This window comes from Amycolatopsis sp. NPDC043889 (genome assembly GCF_056435645.1).
In genome coordinates, this window is the sequence record NZ_JBWKEC010000001.1 from 96,107 (window position 1) to 111,975 (window position 15,869).

15 protein-coding genes and 1 tRNA gene are annotated in these 15,869 nt (G+C 67.5%); 4 read left to right on the forward strand and 12 right to left on the reverse strand.

The window, feature by feature from the left end; translation table 11 throughout:
- Positions 1 to 46: 46 nt before the first annotated feature.
- Positions 47 to 880 carry an SCO6745 family protein gene (locus AC0685_RS00510; RefSeq protein ID WP_478223616.1) on the forward strand — a complete coding sequence of 278 codons (834 nt, stop codon included), beginning with the start codon at positions 47 to 49 and terminating at the stop codon, positions 878 to 880.
- Here the strand turns inward: AC0685_RS00510 and AC0685_RS00515 are convergent, their stop codons facing one another.
- Together AC0685_RS00515 and AC0685_RS00520 are read right to left on the reverse strand one after the other, a co-directional pair.
- Complete coding sequence (locus tag AC0685_RS00515; protein ID WP_478223617.1) at positions 881 to 1,435, reverse strand: dihydrofolate reductase family protein; 555 nt, start codon at positions 1,433 to 1,435, stop codon at positions 881 to 883.
- 134 nt (positions 1,436 to 1,569) lie between these two features.
- On the reverse strand, positions 1,570 to 1,902 hold the full coding sequence (locus tag AC0685_RS00520) for a MerR family transcriptional regulator (protein ID WP_340686752.1): 333 nt from the start codon (positions 1,900 to 1,902) through the stop codon (positions 1,570 to 1,572).
- Positions 1,903 to 2,582: 680 nt separating this feature from the next.
- Between AC0685_RS00520 and AC0685_RS00525 the strand changes: the two genes are divergently transcribed.
- Positions 2,583 to 2,843, forward strand: a complete 261-nt coding sequence (locus tag AC0685_RS00525; RefSeq protein ID WP_478223618.1) for a hypothetical protein — start codon at positions 2,583 to 2,585, stop codon at positions 2,841 to 2,843.
- Positions 2,844 to 2,979: 136 nt separating this feature from the next.
- On the opposite strand, the gene AC0685_RS00530 is transcribed toward AC0685_RS00525, so the two are convergent.
- From AC0685_RS00530 to AC0685_RS00540, 3 genes are all read right to left on the reverse strand, one after another.
- Positions 2,980 to 3,612 (reverse strand): class F sortase, encoded by a 633-nt coding sequence (locus AC0685_RS00530; protein WP_478224424.1) that lies wholly within the window; start codon positions 3,610 to 3,612, stop codon positions 2,980 to 2,982.
- Positions 3,613 to 3,626: 14 nt separating this feature from the next.
- Positions 3,627 to 3,887, reverse strand: coding sequence for a hypothetical protein (locus AC0685_RS00535; protein WP_478223619.1), 261 nt, complete (start codon positions 3,885 to 3,887; stop codon positions 3,627 to 3,629).
- A 254-nt stretch (positions 3,888 to 4,141) separates the two neighbouring features.
- Entirely contained in the window at positions 4,142 to 4,477 is a 336-nt protein-coding gene (locus AC0685_RS00540) for a hypothetical protein (protein ID WP_478223620.1), read from the reverse strand.
- Between the two features lie 529 nt (positions 4,478 to 5,006).
- Here AC0685_RS00540 and AC0685_RS00545 point away from each other — a divergent pair.
- Positions 5,007 to 6,800, forward strand: coding sequence for a sensor histidine kinase (locus AC0685_RS00545; protein ID WP_478223621.1), 1,794 nt, complete (start codon positions 5,007 to 5,009; stop codon positions 6,798 to 6,800).
- A gap of 36 nt (positions 6,801 to 6,836) precedes the next feature.
- On the opposite strand, the gene AC0685_RS00550 is transcribed toward AC0685_RS00545, so the two are convergent.
- From AC0685_RS00550 to AC0685_RS00560, 3 genes are all read right to left on the reverse strand, one after another.
- The gene (locus tag AC0685_RS00550) at positions 6,837 to 7,259 is read right to left on the reverse strand and encodes a DUF6292 family protein (protein ID WP_478223622.1); all 423 of its coding nucleotides are present in this window, start codon (positions 7,257 to 7,259) and stop codon (positions 6,837 to 6,839) included.
- A gap of 485 nt (positions 7,260 to 7,744) precedes the next feature.
- The gene (locus AC0685_RS00555; protein WP_478223623.1) at positions 7,745 to 7,966 is read right to left on the reverse strand and encodes a hypothetical protein; all 222 of its coding nucleotides are present in this window, start codon (positions 7,964 to 7,966) and stop codon (positions 7,745 to 7,747) included.
- Between the two features lie 745 nt (positions 7,967 to 8,711).
- Positions 8,712 to 9,047 (reverse strand): hypothetical protein, encoded by a 336-nt coding sequence (locus AC0685_RS00560; RefSeq protein WP_478223624.1) that lies wholly within the window; start codon positions 9,045 to 9,047, stop codon positions 8,712 to 8,714.
- A 460-nt stretch (positions 9,048 to 9,507) separates the two neighbouring features.
- Between AC0685_RS00560 and AC0685_RS00565 the strand changes: the two genes are divergently transcribed.
- Entirely contained in the window at positions 9,508 to 9,936 is a 429-nt protein-coding gene (locus AC0685_RS00565; protein WP_478223625.1) for a nitroreductase family deazaflavin-dependent oxidoreductase, read from the forward strand.
- A gap of 76 nt (positions 9,937 to 10,012) precedes the next feature.
- Here AC0685_RS00565 and AC0685_RS00570 read toward each other — a convergent pair whose 3' ends face one another.
- The 4 genes from AC0685_RS00570 to AC0685_RS00585 form a co-directional block, all read right to left on the reverse strand.
- Positions 10,013 to 10,870, reverse strand: a complete 858-nt coding sequence (locus AC0685_RS00570) for a slipin family protein (protein WP_478223626.1) — start codon at positions 10,868 to 10,870, stop codon at positions 10,013 to 10,015.
- Between the two features lie 858 nt (positions 10,871 to 11,728).
- Positions 11,729 to 11,795, reverse strand: a tRNA-Glu gene (locus tag AC0685_RS00575).
- A gap of 743 nt (positions 11,796 to 12,538) precedes the next feature.
- On the reverse strand, positions 12,539 to 14,827 hold the full coding sequence (locus AC0685_RS00580; protein WP_478223627.1) for a S9 family peptidase: 2,289 nt from the start codon (positions 14,825 to 14,827) through the stop codon (positions 12,539 to 12,541).
- Positions 14,824 to 15,849 (reverse strand): hypothetical protein, encoded by a 1,026-nt coding sequence (locus tag AC0685_RS00585; RefSeq protein ID WP_478223628.1) that lies wholly within the window; start codon positions 15,847 to 15,849, stop codon positions 14,824 to 14,826. Before AC0685_RS00585 ends, AC0685_RS00580 begins: the two co-directional genes overlap by 4 nt.
- Positions 15,850 to 15,869 lie beyond the last annotated feature (20 nt).

The following is a 15,869-nucleotide window of genomic DNA, read 5'->3' on the forward strand; positions in this document are numbered from 1 at the left end:
GTCGAGCGGTCGCCACGAGGGCGCCGCCACGACCACAGGAGACACGATGTCGCACCCGGAACCCGTCGCCCGCCGCATGTACGACCTGGTCGAGCCCATCGGTCTGATCCCCTACTTCGCCGACGAGTCCGACGAGGCGCTGATGGCGCTCGGCCTCCGCAACCCGTGGGACGCCTACTTCGCCGGGCGGGCCGCTCCGTTCGGCCGGTCGGTGCCCGCCGAGGTGATCCACGCGATCTTCTACAACTTCGCCCCGGGCGAGGTGGCACGCCACCTCCCGAAGGTGTGGGAGCTGACCACGCCCGAGGCGGCGCTGGCCGCCCGCGAGCGGGGATGCGTCGCGGGGATGCGGCGGATCCTCGGTGACCTCGCCGACGACCCCGGCGTCACGCGCGCCGGCGAACTCCTGCTGAAGGCGGCGACCAGTGCACCCGTGGAGGGACGCGCCCTCTTCGCCGCCGTCCGAACGCTTCCGGTCCCGGAGGAGCCCGTGGCACGGCTGTGGCACGCGGCCACCCTGTTGCGTGAGCACCGCGGCGACGGCCACACCGTCGCTTTGCTGGCCGAGGGCATCGGCGGGACCGAGTGCCACGTGCTCCACGCCCTGTCCGTCGGCATACCCGCGCACGAGTTCGGCCGGGTCGGCCATCTCCCCGCCGCGCAGCTGGCCGCCGTCGTGGACGGGATGCGCGACCGCGGCCTGATCGGGTCCGACGGCCGGCTCACCGACTCCGGCCGGGCCACGAAAGAGCGCGTCGAGGCGATCACCGACCGGCTCGCGGAGGCGCCTTACAACGCCTTGAGCCCCAGCGAACTCGAGCGTCTCGTCGCCGACCTCGAACCGGTCTCGGCCGCCATCCGAGCCACCATCCCGTGGTAGTCACCGGACGCGATAACGCCGGTGGGTGGCGACGCCCGCGACAGCTTCACCCTGGGGAACGAGCTCGCCCACGTGCCCGGCGAACACAGAGGTCCCCTGACCCAGCACCACAGGGGCGAGGTGGAGGAAGACCTCGTCGAGCAGGCCCGCGGCCAGCAGCTGCCCGGCGACGTCGGCGCCCATCACGAGTACGTCCTTGTCCTCCGCGGCGTCCTTGGCACGGCGGACCGCGGCCTCCAGCCCGTCGAAGACGAATGTGCCGCCGTTGTCGCCGAGGAGGTCTTCCCTGGTCCGGTGGGTGACCACGAAACTGGGGACACCGGGCCACGGAGTTCCGCCCCACGGCCGCAACCCGAGGTCGAACGTGCGCCTGCCGATGACGGTCGCCCCGACCATCGCGTTCACCTCTTCGAAAACGCGGGCGTCGGGGCCTCCCCCGGCCATCCATTCATGCAGGCGTTCCCCGCGGTCGCCCATGGGCTCTTCGGCCCGGACGTTCGGCCCGGCGGTGAAGCCGTCCAGCGACATCGACACATCCAGCACCACCTTGCTCATCGCAAGGCCTCCTTCGCTCCCGTGGCGCCGCTGTCCGGCGCTTTCGAGAGGGAGTCGGAGCGGGCTCGGCCGTCTCGACATCCACGCACGAACGCCCTTGCCCGGTTCGGACAAGGGCGTTCACAGGTGGGGTTTCAGTCGTCGGCGCGGAGTTCGGCGTTGAGGCGCTGAGCTTCGTGGAGCTGGTCTTCGAGAGTGACGATGCGGCAGGCGGCCTCGACGGCGGTGCCCTGATCGACCAGTTCCCGCACCCGGGCGGCCAGGCGAAGCTGGTGCCGGGAGTAGCGGCGGTGGCCGCCGGCGGAACGCTGCGGGGTGATCAGACCGGCCTCGTCGAGACTGCGAAGGAAGCCCTGGGTGGCGCCGAGCATGTCGGCTGCCCGCCCCATCGTGTAGGCGGGGTAGTGCTCGTCATCGAATTTGTCGGCCCCGTCGGGCGCGGCCGGTCCGTTTTGGTCAGGGATCATTCCACCTCCACATCACAAAGGACCCCGGGTGCCAGAACGGCACCCGGGGTCCTCAGGGTTGGGTTTCACCATTGTCAACCGACGTGACCGCCGGCCTCTTGCACCCGCGTCCGCTGGGAAGCCGGACCTCGCGGGGATCGCTCATTCGTGACCGCGAACCACCTCCGAACTCGATGGAACTACGGCACCCGCGCGGCGCTATCCTGCCGCTGCGGGCGATCCAATGATGTTGCCGTTCCCTTCTTTCCTGTGTTCTCACCTTGCTGGGTACTGCTACTTCACCTACTGCGGACGCCAACGACGGGAACCCTTCCACTGATCGGTCCCAGCACGCTGACGCCGCTGGCCACTGCCCGGAGCCCCGTCACAGATCGGCTCCGGCCACCTGACCGGTCCTGCAACTGCACTACTGACTACAACTTCGTGTTCTTCACGGGCGCGCTTGCTCCGCCCGCGTCCTGCGTCCGATCACCGTCCGGGACCTGTTCCTTGATCGGCCCCGTACCGCCTGACCGGCTTGTCTCACCTCGCGGGCAGTTACGTCATCTCCCGCGCCTGCTTGACGTTGTCTTCTCGGTACAAGGAGAACATTACACACACCCGGCGTTGAATGTCTACCCCAGTCAGCATAGATTTTCTGAGGCGCGTCGGACGGGTGAAGACAGAAGGGGCAGGCGACCATGAGTGACGACCTCACCGGGGATTCGCTCGACGAGCGGTACGGCCTGGCTGTGGTGCGTGACCTGGAGGAGTACGCCGAAGCCCTGTCCCGGCTGGTCGAGCAGGGGCTCCAGGACCGGCGCGCGCCACTGCTCTCCGAGGCCGAGGCCTACGCTGTGGCGGAACTGCTCGCCCGGTTCGCGCTCGATGAACCTTGGAGCGCCTTGAACCAGCTGGCCGCCACTCTGGCCAGCCGGATCTACAACCGGCTCGGCGCCTGAACACGGCCGAACTCAGCGGCCGACGGCGATGAGAAGCCCCGCGGATCGCCGGTTTCGGCCTGCCTGAACGCATTCCCTCTGGGCGAGCCCGTGACTGGAAACCTGCTTTCACCGCGGTCGAGTGTGAAGCCGTTCCCTACCCTTGCCGGAGAACCGCGAAGGCGATGATGTTGTCACGATAGCTGCGCACCGTACGGTCGAAGCCACCGCCGCAGGTGATGAGCCGAAGCTGAGGATCGCTGGTGTCCCCGTAGACGGCGTCAGTCGGGAACTCGTCCTTGTCGACCTGCATGACCCGGGTGATGACGAAAGTGAGCACCAGCCCGTCCGCGCGAGAGACGACGACGTGGTCCCCTGCCTGCAACTCTTTGAGCCGGTAGAAGATCCCCGGTTGTTCGTTGCCGTCGACGTGACCCACGATCACGGCCGGGCCGATTTCGCCGGGTGACGTACCCTCCGCGAACCACCCCGCCTGCATCGGCCGGCTGACCGGGGGCACCTGCAGGGTGTTGTCCTGGTTGAGCCCGAGGGGCACCAACGTGGATTTCGCCCTGATCTTGGGGATCTCGACGAGAACCGGATCCGAGCGCGGCAGCGCCGTGGTGGCGGGAGGAGTGCTCGCCGCCGGCGGCGGAGCCGATGTGGTCGTGCTGCCGGACACGGCCTGTTCCCGTCCGCCCGTGAGGACGAAGGTCAGCCCGGCCAGGACGGCGAGCAGGACGCCTGCCAGGAGCAGGAGTCCTCGATGACTGCGGGCCCAGCCGGGCATTCCCATTTCGCTTCCTATCCGGCCGCGGTGCCACCACCGCCGGTCTCGACTCCGCCGGAGGGGACCTTCGGTTTGGTCGTGGTCTTGGATGTCGTCGGCGGCGCCGTCGGCGATTTCGACGTCGGTGTGGTCGCGGTGGGGCCAGTGGGCTTGGTCGTCGTGGTCGGCCCGGTGGTGGTCGGGGTGGTGGTCGTCGGAGGCTGGGCGGCCCCGACCGGCACGGCGAACAGCAGACCGCCGACGAGCGTCGCGGCAGCCGCGGCACAGGTGGTCATGACGGAAGGTTTTCGCATTGATCGGACCTCGTTTCGCTCGAAACTCTTCAGGTGAGCCGATTGCGTATCCGGACCATTTCACCTTGTCCCGCAAGGGATCGAGCGAGAAGGGCAGAAGGTCCCGCCCTCCCGGGCGCAGGTCTCTTGACGAGCGCACATGGCGGACGACGACTATCGCCGTCGCGGGGGTAAGCGCTTTCGTTCTGTGCGGCATCGAGTGGAACCGCTCTCCTGCCGACTCTCGTCTCCGCCGCTCAGCCTTCGGACAAGCCGGCTTCCGGCGGGTACACCCAGGTGATGCCCAGCGATCCCAGACCGCGACTGATCAGGTCCTGCCGGACTTGGTGTGTGGTGCATCCGCCGTAGACCAGGTGGGTCAGCCGCATCCGCTCCGGATCCCGGGTGGGTTCGGCCATCAAGCTGAGCACGCCATCACCGCATGGGTGATGTTCAACGTGCTCACGTGGCCCGGCGTACTCCGCCTCGATCATGGCCTCGTATGCGCCTGGTCCGTCCTCGGACAACGCCGCGTACAGCTCATCGACCAATACCTTCACCTGCGGCAGGTGATCCCGGTGGCGGGTGATCAAGTTGCTCCGCCGCCAGCTGCCCTCGTCATGCGATCTCCAAGACACGGACTCTCCCTCGTCCAATGCTGCACGCAGACCCCTCCCGCTCACCGTGACACGGGATTCTCTGTCTCAGAAGGGACTTTCGGCAGGGAGCGGCGGACCGAATGTCCTCTCCGCGGCGACGGAATCGGATCGTCGGCGCCTTTACGCCAGAGGACGGGGGAAGTGCCGAAGGGGCGCCGTACTCGCCCAGCCGCGGCGCCTGCGGTCAAGGCCCGTGATTCGTCGGCCGTCCCAGGCCGGGTGTTCGTGAGAATCCGGCGAAAGCACGATTCTCACGAACATGTCGTTTTGTGCCGGTTCATGAGAGACTGGCTCGCATCTGGCGCGCCGGGGTTCCTGCCCGGACTTTTGCGCTTCCTCGCCGCTGGTGGCGTCCCCTGGCCCAGGACCGGTGACGTCGAACAGTGCTGCGCTCGACCCCGGTCACATCGGGGCCGTACCGGCCAAGGTGGAAGCGGAATCGATTCCCGAAAGGGAGGACGCTATGGGCGAGCAGCCCGATCGCCGGCACAAACCCCGCGTCATCGAACAGGACACCGGGACAGAGACGCCCCACATCGACCCGGCCGGGCCGCAAGCGGCTGACGAGGAACCGCTGACCTTCCCCGATGTCCCCCGGCTCGGGCTCGACCGGCTGCTGGGTCGGCTGGTGGAACATGCCCAGGAGGTGCTGAGTACCCAGGGCAGGCTGCGCGGGCTGCTGCGCGCCAACCGGGCGGTGACCTCCGACCTGACCCTTCCCGCGGTGCTGCGGCACGTCGTGGAAGCCGCCCGGGACTTGGTCGGCGCCCGCTATGCCGCGCTCGGCGTGATCGCCCCCGACGGGACATTGGCCGAATTCGTTCACGTGGGAATGCCCCCGGAGATGGTGCGGCGGATCGGAAGCCTGCCCCAGGGCAAAGGACTGCTCGGCGCGCTGATCGCCGACCCGCGTCCGATCCGCCTGGACCGGATCGAGGACGACGACCGGTCGTCGGGATTCCCCGACGGCCATCCTGAGATGCGCGGTTTTCTCGGCGTGCCGATCCGCGCACGCACGACGGTGTTCGGCAACCTGTATCTGGCCGAGAGCGTTCAGGGCCGGTTCAGCGCCGAGGACGAAGAGCTCGCCACCGCCCTGGCGTCCACCGCCGGGGTCGCGATCGAGAACGCTCGGCTGTTCGGCTCCGCCCAGTCCCGCCAGGACTGGCTACAGGCTTCGACCGCGATCACCCTGGCTGTTCTGACCCCGGAGACGAGCGATCCATTGGGACTTGTCGCCGAGCACAGCCGCCTCACCGCCGACGCCGACATCGTGACCATCTGCCGGCCCGACGAGGACCATCGGCGCCTGCTTGTCGAGGTCGCGGTCGGTCCGGACGCGGCGGCGTTGCTCGGTACCGGTGTGCCCATCGATGACTCGCTGTCCGGCCGGGTCTACAGCACCGGCAGGCCCTTACTGGGGACCTGGCCGCAGGAACAGTCCTCGACCACCGCCGACGCACCGGCCGGGATGGACATCGAGTCGATGATGATCGTCCCGCTGAGCGACCGCAGGGTGACCGGGACCATCACTGCCGCCCGGCGGCACGGCCGTCCCGCCTTCACCGCCGAGGACCTCGACATGGCGGCATCGTTCGCCCACCAGGCCTGTGTCGCGATCGAACTCGCCGACGCACGCGCAGAGCAGCAACGCGTCGCCGTATTCGACGAACGCGACCGGATCGCGGCAGACCTGCACGACAGCGTCATCCAGCGCCTGTTCGCCACCATCCTCTCCCTGCAGGGAACCGTGTCCGGTCTCGGCCCGGGTCCCGCCTCCGGCCGGATCCTCGGCACGATCGACGACCTGGACGTCACCATCGGACAGATCCGTAACACGATCTTCCAGCTCGGCCACATCACCCCGCTCGCCGACATCAGCCTCCGCGGCCGGCTGCTGGACGTCGTCACCGACACGACAGAGGCCCTCGGATTCGATCCCACAGTGCGGTTCGCCGGCCAGCTGGAAGGCATCACCACACCCGCCATCGCCGACGACTTACTGACGGTGCTGAGCGAAGCCTTGAACGATGTCGCCCAGCACGCCAACGCCACCCACGCCGACGTGGAGATCACCGCCCACGACGAACGAATCATCCTCGACATCACCGACAACGGCATCGACCCCACCCAACGGCACAGCGGCCTCACGGACATACGCGCCCGAGCCGAAAGCCACGGCGGACGCTGCACCCTCAGGCCCCACCATCCCGCCGGCGGCCACCTGGCCTGGCAGGTTCCGCTCATCCCCGGATAACCCGTCCGGGTCGGCAACACCCACGCACGGGCGAGGTCAGATCGCCCGCCGGAGGAGCGGTGCGCCGGTGGCCCACGGGTCGCGGCGGAACAGCAGCAAACGGTCCTTCAGTTCGCCACGCTCACCCCGCGGGCCCGGTGCAACCGGCGTGGTGAGCGCGCCGGTTCCACCGCCGGACCGGGCCGCCACCGGGTCACCACCGATGTAGGCCAGCACGAGCAGTTCCTCCCCGGAATGGGTTTCCATCGCGAGCGCCCACCCGTGCCGCTCGTCCCACAGCAAGGCCATGTCCCGCCCGGGATGGCGCGGCAGCCGCACGTCCAACGCGACATACGCCGACGCGGGGGACCGAGTCCACGATGCAGGACTCTTCCCCGACCCCACCACGGCGCTCACCGCGGCCACATAGCCGGTCAGGCCACACCGAAGATCATGATCGCTTTCGATACCGGTGATCAAGGGAATCAACCTCCGTCATATCGGCACGATCCACCGCTCGTCGCGATCTGCCATCACCCGACGACGACCATATGGCCCAGCCGCAGTCCCCGGATGGCGTCACAAGACCCACGGCCCGAGGACTTTCGTCCCCGCCAGGCCGTCAGGAGAGAGCCCTATGCGCCCGCCTTCGCACGGCCTCGGCGCGTTCCCGTTCTTCCAGCGCCAGAGCCAACTCCACCGTCCCTTGACACAGCCGGGGATTCGGACGGCGACGAGCGCGGATCCAACTCCGGGCCGCGTTCGATCTCACACCGTACGAGGCGAAGTGCTTCCAACGCGATCTCAGGCGCGTCCCGGCGCTGGTCCGGCGAAACGGTTCGGCGGTGTGCGACTCACTTCTTCTCGCAGCGAGCGTTCCTTTCTCCCGCTCAGTGGCGGTCCACAGGCACACCCGGCTCGACGGTGCTCCCGGCGCGGAGGTGGAACGGAACCAGTCCGGAAAGTCACGCAGACGCATCATCGCTGCCTTCGCATCCGTCGGTCGCACACGGGGCCACGTGGCCTTTCACGGTCCAGGGACCTTCTTCCCTCGCATCGGAAACCTTGGGCATGAAAGGGGATTCACCCGACCGGCCATCGCGCTGCCGGGGAACGGTGGCCTCGCCGGTGCCGAGAGAGCCGGTGAAGCGGGCGATCCGGATTCGCAGGCCGTTCTCGAAGGTCATGACCCTCGCCCACCGGGTCGCCCGCCACGTGACCGGAGGGAGGTGATTCCGGCGCGACATGGGGTAGGCGATCCCGGCGCCGGTGACGATCCAGCTACCCGGTGAGTGACCGTCGAGGTGCGAGAATTCGACGATGACAGGACGGAACGCGGCGAGGTGGAAGGCTGTCGCGTCCTTCCCGATGGGAATGAACACGTCTCCGCTGTCGAGGACGAAACAGAGAAGGGGCATCGGGCCGCTTCCGTCTATGGATACGAGCGCGTCACGGCGCCGTTCGGGTCCTCGGACGAGTTTCACGCATTCAGAATGCGTCAGGGAGATGCGGTCCATGCACCCACGTCCTCTCGTCGGTTCCGTTCTCAGCTGAGAACGAGGTTCTTCCGCCGTGTGGCGATACGCCGGCGCAAAGTGGCTTGTGAGAGTGCGTGATTGCCACATGCACACCACGAGGGCAGGAGGTCGTAGTCCTGTCCTGGCATATCGTCGAGCAGCGCGACATGCTCCTGCCCCTGACGACCCGCCTCGGTGGAATCACGCGAATCGCGCGTATGAGAGCCCGTCAGCGTCACCACGACGCGACCGTTCGGAGTTTCGTAAACGACCGCGACCTGGTGTCCGGCATGACAGCGAACGCGAAGCAGCAAACCGTGGTCTCGGTGCCGGCCGAGCGCGACAAGACCCTGAACCGCTCGTTCACGGCGCTGTGCGGATGAAACAGCCATGTCGTCCACAGTGGACCTGCCCGTCACGCCACGCGACGCAGGTCTTGAGTCTTCTCGAGCGCTTGCGCTTCGTCGGTGTGCTTACGAGACAGGCCTTCGCAGAACAGCAGGACCTCGCGCCAGAAGTAGCTCGTCCCCGCGACGGCGATGCCGGTGAACACGATCCCGAGTCCGTGGTTGCGCACGGGCAGGTTCCACGTGGCGAACAGATCGAAATCCGCGATCCAGGCGATGGCGATGCCGAGCACCACGAACGCGATCGCCCAGAGTTCGCGGCCGAGGGACAGCCAGCGTCCGCCGATCGCCGCGATGGTCAGAACGCCGAGCCCGAACGCGGTGAGCATTCCCCAAGCGAACATGTCACGTCTCCTTTGCACTCCACTGTGTTCTTCCGGTTGCCGAATCCAGCGTGCGCGCCGGGCGTGAACCGAAGATAGGGACCAAAGCCCGTTCGTCGAAGACCGTGGCACTCGTGTCGAAGGCCTGACGGCGCTGAAGGCCCATCGCCCCTGCCGTCAGAGGGCTTTGGCCTCTCACCCGAATGCGGCCAGGTGGGGAACATCGCCTGGTGACGAGACGAACCGACCGCGTCACCGGGTACGCCGGCCGGTCGAGCCTCGCGAAACGGAGGGACGGATGTTCTTCGTATCGGTGAAGAACGTGGCCCGGCAAGGCTCCGCTTCGCACCGTGGGACGCGTGTGACGGCCGGCCCGCCGGAGCGCTCGTCGAACGAGCTGGCCGTTCGATGGCCGGATGCGCCACGCACGACCCCGAGGCTCGCGGTCGGCGCCTGAGGATTCCCGCTGCAGGAGGACGAAATGGTGATCGGAAAGCACGTCCACCCGAAGCACGGCCGCGTCGGCGACACGGTGCGCGCCTTCAACAAGCGGGTGCTGAACCCGGTGATGCTGCGCATGGCGGGGCGACGACACTGGTACGCGGCCCTGCTACGGCATACCGGCCGTCGTTCCGGCAAGCCGTATGCCACGCCCGTGGTCGCGGAACGCACCGAGAACGGCTTCATCATTCCCTTGCCATACGGCACGAAAGTCGATTGGCTGCGGAACGTCCTGGCCGCCGGCCACGCCACCCTGGAGGTCAAGGGCGACAGCTACGACGTCGTGGATCCCGCGATCCTCGACGCCGCGACCGTCCTCCCGCGAGTATCGCCCGGACGAGGAAGGGTGTGGCGGCTTCTCGGCATCCAAAAATACGCGCGCGTGAACCTCAGTGGTGGTCGACACTGAGGTTCACGCGCGCGTGTCGACGGCCGCCGTCAACGCGTCCATTTTGGACTCAAGCACGTTGACGGCGGGCCGGGCTTCAGGCGGGCGTTGCGGTCCGCCGTTGGCCGGCGCCCCCCTGCGCCGGGACCGTGACGACAGGCTCGGTCGGAGCCGGGACCGGAGTGGCCGCCGCAGTGGCTTCACGGGCCAGGAACGAACCCAGCTCGCCGATCGTGCTCATCAACGGTGCGGGGAACACCACGGTCGTGTTCTTGTCCACTCCGATCTCTACCAGACTCTGCAGATTGCGCAGCTGGAGCGCCAGCGGGTGCTCCATCATGGTGTCCGACGCCTTGCCCAGCGCGGAGGCGGCCTGGGCCTCGCCCTCGGCGTTGATGATCTTGGCTCGCTTCTCCCGCTCGGCCTCCGCCTGCTTGGCCATCGCCCGCTTCATCGAATCCGGAAGTTGGATGTCCTTCAGCTCCACCAAGGTCACCTCCACCCCCCAATCGAGCGTGGTCACGTCGAGAATCTGGCGGATGTCCCGGTTGATGGCGTCGGTTTCGGACAGGGTCTCGTCCAGCGTGTGCTGCCCGACCACCTTCCGCAGTGTCGTCTGCGCGATCTGGTCGATCGCGGCGTAGACGTTCTCGATGGCGACGACCGACTTGACCGCGTCGACCACCCGGAAGTAGGCGACCGCGGACACGTCGACGCTGACGTTGTCGCGGGTGATGATCCCCTGCGACTGGATCGGCATGGTGACGATGCGAAGCGACACCCGCCGCAACACGTCGATCACCGGGATGATCAGCCGCAGTCCGGGTTCCCGCACACCGATGACGCGGCCCAGCCGGAACAGGACGCCTTTCTCGTACTGTTTCACGATTCTGATCGCCGTACCCGCCACCAGCGACACAGCGGCGGCGATGGCGGCGATGACCCAGCCACTCATGATGCTTCTCCAGTTCACCGGTGGAAATCGACCGCTGAGAGGTTCTCCAGCGGGGCAGCGGATACTCCAGCCGCCGCCCATGACTCCAGCCAAGCCCTCCGACGTCGCCGGACCTACGGCCGGAAGTCATCTCGGACCGGGACCTTCGGGTCACCCCCGATGTGTCGGCCCTTCGCCCCTGCCCGCACGCCGGCTGCCTGGTGGGCGCGGCGATCAACGGCATGCTGCCCGGCTCATCGGAGCGGTCCTCTCGCGGTCGGACGGTCGCGAGCGGATGCGCGTGGCGAAGCCGGATGCTCTTGCCGGACAGGTGGCGGGGGCGATCGGTGATCAGGATCGACAAGAGGGTGCCGACCACGCGGCGAGCTGGGCGATCCCAGTGGTGAGGCCGGTGCCGTCGATGGCCGCGGCGCGCAGGGCCAGGACGGCGCCGTGGGTCGGGAAGTAGTGCGCGAGTGCGTACAGCGGGTCCGGGGAGCGTCGAGACGGCCTGGTTGAGGGCGACCAGCGCGCCCCGCAGGAAGCCGATGGTACCGGCGAAGCCGAGTTCCAGGGCGGGGACGGCGATCGCGGTGATGGCGAGGGCGGCCAAGGCGGCCGCGGTCGCGCCGGGGATGGCGGCGCGGAGGATGATCCGTCAAGTGGGTTCGCGGTTGCTGGGCAGCCGGTGTCGAGGTTGGCGGCGCGGGAGCTGGTACTTCCGGGCGAAGATGCCGCCGTGGCCGGACGGCCGGAGACGGCAGATTCGCCGCGGCTTCCCGCACGGAGCACTGGGATGGCCCACCGCGATCCCACGTCGAGTCTCGCAGGATCATCAGACAGGTATATCCCCGCTGGCCAGCGGGGATGTCGAATGAGTGGGCCGCCTGGGGCTCGAACCCAGAACCTACGGATTGAAAGTCCACAACTTGGCTATATCAGCCAGTGCCGATCTGTGTCAGATTCTGGTGATTCGTGCAAGTCAGCGCAACGTTAGGCCGGTGTCGAGTGTCGCGCCGTGCTAAGCCGTATCAGGCTCTACTTCGGCAACGGAGCCCAATCGGAGACGACGTGTAGCGGCTGCGAACCTAGTCCCAGACGGTGTCCGCACTGCCTGCGGCTATGACTCCGGCCGCGTTTGTCAGCGGCCAGCTGAAATTCCCCACGGACGGCCACACAAGGACGGCCATCGTGGTTCCCCACTGGCGGCCAGTTGCACGCACGGTAAGCACCCCCACGGGTTACCGGTCGACGCCGAGGCGCCCGGTCCGCGCGCCGGGCCCGGACACCGCCCCCGAACGTCCGCGCCCCGACCTGGTCTATCGAGCACCCGCCGGAGCGAAGCGCGCGGACACCATGCCCGTCGTTCCGGATTCAGCCCTGCCATCACACGCACCCGCGACTACGCAACGCACGCCTCACCGACGGCCAGATAGCTCCCCGGTAACTGGCCGCCAGTGGGGAGAAAGAACTGGCCACTGACACGCGTTCGGCTGTCGTCATGAATCCGAGCGGGTTACTGCTTCAGTCGACGCCACCTCGGACGTCTCAATGAGATCAGCACTCGCTCTGCATCTCGACGGCGACCACCATCACGCCGCCAAGATCCGGCAGGCCCTCGGCGAAACGGCATTCGCCGCTGAGTTCCCTGCCGCTCGCCGAGACCCCTCAGTACCAAGTCACATCCGGTCAGACCCAGCCGGAGAAGAGATCCTCGTCGAACGGCAGTGGCTTGATGCGGTAGTTCGGCGGTTCGACACCCAGGAGATTACGGACAAGGAAATCCCACCGGCGCTTGTAGAGATAGTGGTCGTAGCCGAGATAGATGTGGTCGGCGCGAGGGACGATCACCAACTCGAAGTCCTTGTCCGCGGCGATCAAGCGGTCGACGACCCGCAACGTATTGGTGAAGTTGACGTTGGTGTCCATACCGCCCTGGATCAGCTGCAACTTTCCTCGCAGTTTGTGGGCGACGTTCTCGTTGGCGGCCTTCGAATAGTCGGTCTCGCCGGGCGGGCCTTCGTAGGTCTCGCCCCACCCGGCGTGATAGTTCCGGAGGTCGTGATCGCCGCAGTTGGAGGAGCAGACCCGGTAGAAGTCGCCGTAATCGAGGATGGCGCGCAGCGAGGCGTATCCACCGCTCGAGTCACCGAAGATCCCCACCCGGTCGAGGTCCATCCAGGGGCGGGTCTCGGCGAGCTGCCGGATCGCCCAGACGTGGTCGCCAAGGCCACTGGCGTCAGCGCGGTTGCCATAGGAGACATCGTGGAACGCCTTGCTTCGTCCGGGTGTTCCGCGTCCGTCCACGGCGACGACGACGAACCCGAGCGCGGCGACCACCTCACCCCAGCCGGAGTAGGCGTCCTCGAAGGCCGGGCTGACCCGGTTGGTGTGCGGCCCCGGGTAGATGTGGTCGATGACCGGGTAGCTCTTCTCGGGATCGAACCCGTGCGGTTTGTACAGCACGCCGTGGATGTCGGTCTCACCGTCGGCCGCTTTGGTCCAGAAGTGTTCCGGGGGCGCCCAGCCGAGCGCGGTGAGCCCGCTGATGTCCGCGCGTTCCAGTTCGACGAGCACGGTGCCGTCCCAGTCCCTTGCCGTGATCACCGGCGCGTCGCCGGTGCTGGCCGCCGAGTCGATGAAGTAGCTCCGGTTCGGCGCGACCGTGACCGTATGGTCGAGGTCGTCGTCGACCACCAGGGTGAAACCGCACCCGTCCAGACCGACCCGGCAGAGCGAACGGCGCAACGGATCCGTGTCGCTCAGCCCGGAGGCGGTGAAGTACACCAGCCGCCGTTCCTCGTCGACGTGCAGGATCTCCCGTACCAGGAACTCGCCCGAGGTCAGCTGGTGGCACAGCTCGCCGGTGTTCGCGTCGTACAGGTACAGATGTCCCCATCCGTCCCTCTGGGAGAACCAGATCACCTCGTCACCGCCGGAGAGCACCGCCAGCACCGGCGGCCGCCCGTCACCGGCGAACGGATTCGCCTCGACGCGGGTCGGGCCGGACTCAGACAGGATGTCCGTCACGACACCGGTCGCCGGGTCGAGCCGATGCAGCGTCAGCGTGCGCAGGTCCCGCGGCTGGCTCAGGAAGTAGACCGCCGCCCCGTCGGCCGACCACCACGCCAGCCGGACCATCACCGGCGACAGGATGCTCATCGGCAGCGGATCTGCTTGTGCCGGAACGATTTCGCCGGTCTCGACGTCGAGTACGACGAGTTCGGCAAGGGGCAGCCGCTCGTCACCGGGGAACGCGTTGCGCTGGGTGTACCAGACGGGCAGGCCGCCGTCGTCCGGCCTGGCGTCGACCAGGTGGATCTTACGCACGCCCCGCTGGTCAGTCCGGTGGGTGAGCACCCGGGTGGAGTCCGGCGCCCAAGAGGCCGCCGGCGGCATCGTCGGATAGCCGAGCCTCTTGCTCATCGTGCTGCGGTGCCACCAGTCCGCGCTGGTCCCGTAGTCGTGGTCTTCTTCACCGTCGAAGGTCAGCGCACGCTCTTCGCCGTTCTCCAGCGTGCGAAGCCACATGTCGTGGCCACGGAGGAAGACCGTGTGTTTCCCGTCCGGCGAGGCGACCTCCAGGAAGCCCGGCAAGGGCTTTCGCGGCTCCTTCGCGCAGGAATAGGTTTCCACTGTGCAACGCCAGTGCTCGTCGAACGCGTCGAACTCGACCGCGCCGTCGGACGGTTCGATGGCGCTGAAGGGCAGCGCCGCCGGGTCCACGTCCTCCCCCGAAGCGTCCGCGAGCGCCTTCGCCAGCCGCTCATGGTCGAACGCCTGCTCCCGGATGCCCGCTTCCGGGTCGGCCAGGATGAACCGTTTCCCCACGGCCGTGTTCACCCGGTACCAGAAGCGACTTCCGCCGTCGAGCCACCGTGGTTGCACCCGAGCGCCGAACACCAGTCCCGGCCGATACTGCCGGATCAGCTTCTCCGCGTTCTGATAGACCGCCGCATCGAGTTGTGCCGTATTCATCGTGACACTTTCCTTTTCTGTGCCGAAAGACCTGCGGTTGAAGTTTCGTCCGATGTGGACAGATAGGCCGCCCCATGCTTCGCGGAGAGGATCACCGCCAGGAACGCCGCCACCGTTCCCGCCGCTACCGCGGCAAAGGCGGTACCGGTCGCGGCGTCCGGGTGGACCAGGGACTGGCCGCGAGCGGCCTGCCAGGCCACGGCGGCCAGCAGCGCGGAGTAGCCGAGCCCGGCGACGGCGACCAGTTGTGCGCGTACTTTCTCTGTCCGCAGCCACGTGTACCGGGCCGCGAGCGCCCCAAGGAGGAGCGTGACCAGTAGCAGGACGTGAATACCGTGCATTCCGACGAAGTGCGGCACTCGCATGTCACCGCCGGTCATGCTCCAGTTGGTCAGGGGCATGCCGGTGCCATCGGGGTCACCGATGCCGTGCCCGACGTACATGGTCACCGCGTTCCCATTGGCATCGAGCACGGTGCGGGGCTTGATGCCTTGTGAGACACCGAGCCAGAACGGCACGCTCATCCCGAAGACCGCCATCCCCAGCCCGGCACGCAGCGCCATGGACAGCGCCCTGCCGCCGGCGCGCTGGATCAGCACCAGAATCGCGATGACCAGGTTGAAGAGGAGGACCGGCGGCACCCCATAGGTGAGGATGCCCAGCACCACCGAGTTGACCGGATCATCCAGATCGGTGTTGAAGTGGCTGAAGGTGCCACGCGCCGCCTGCACCGCGATCCCGCCGACATCGACCGCGGTGAACACCGCGTGACCGGTGCCGAGCCACCAGCCGAACCGTTTCGCCTTGCCCAGCTTGGTGAGCAACCAGGCCAACGTGGCACCGTAGGCCGCGAACGCGAAGCCGAACTTGAACGGTTTCACCCATACCGATTCGTTCAGCAGGGTGCGGTCGTCCACGAGCAGGCCGACTCCGGACGCCAGCATGAGCGCCAGCATGAGGAGCACGCTCACCATCAGCGGGCGATGCCATTCCCGCCACGCCGTGACCAGGAACGTTTTCATGGCTGGGCCCGCTTCGCCGG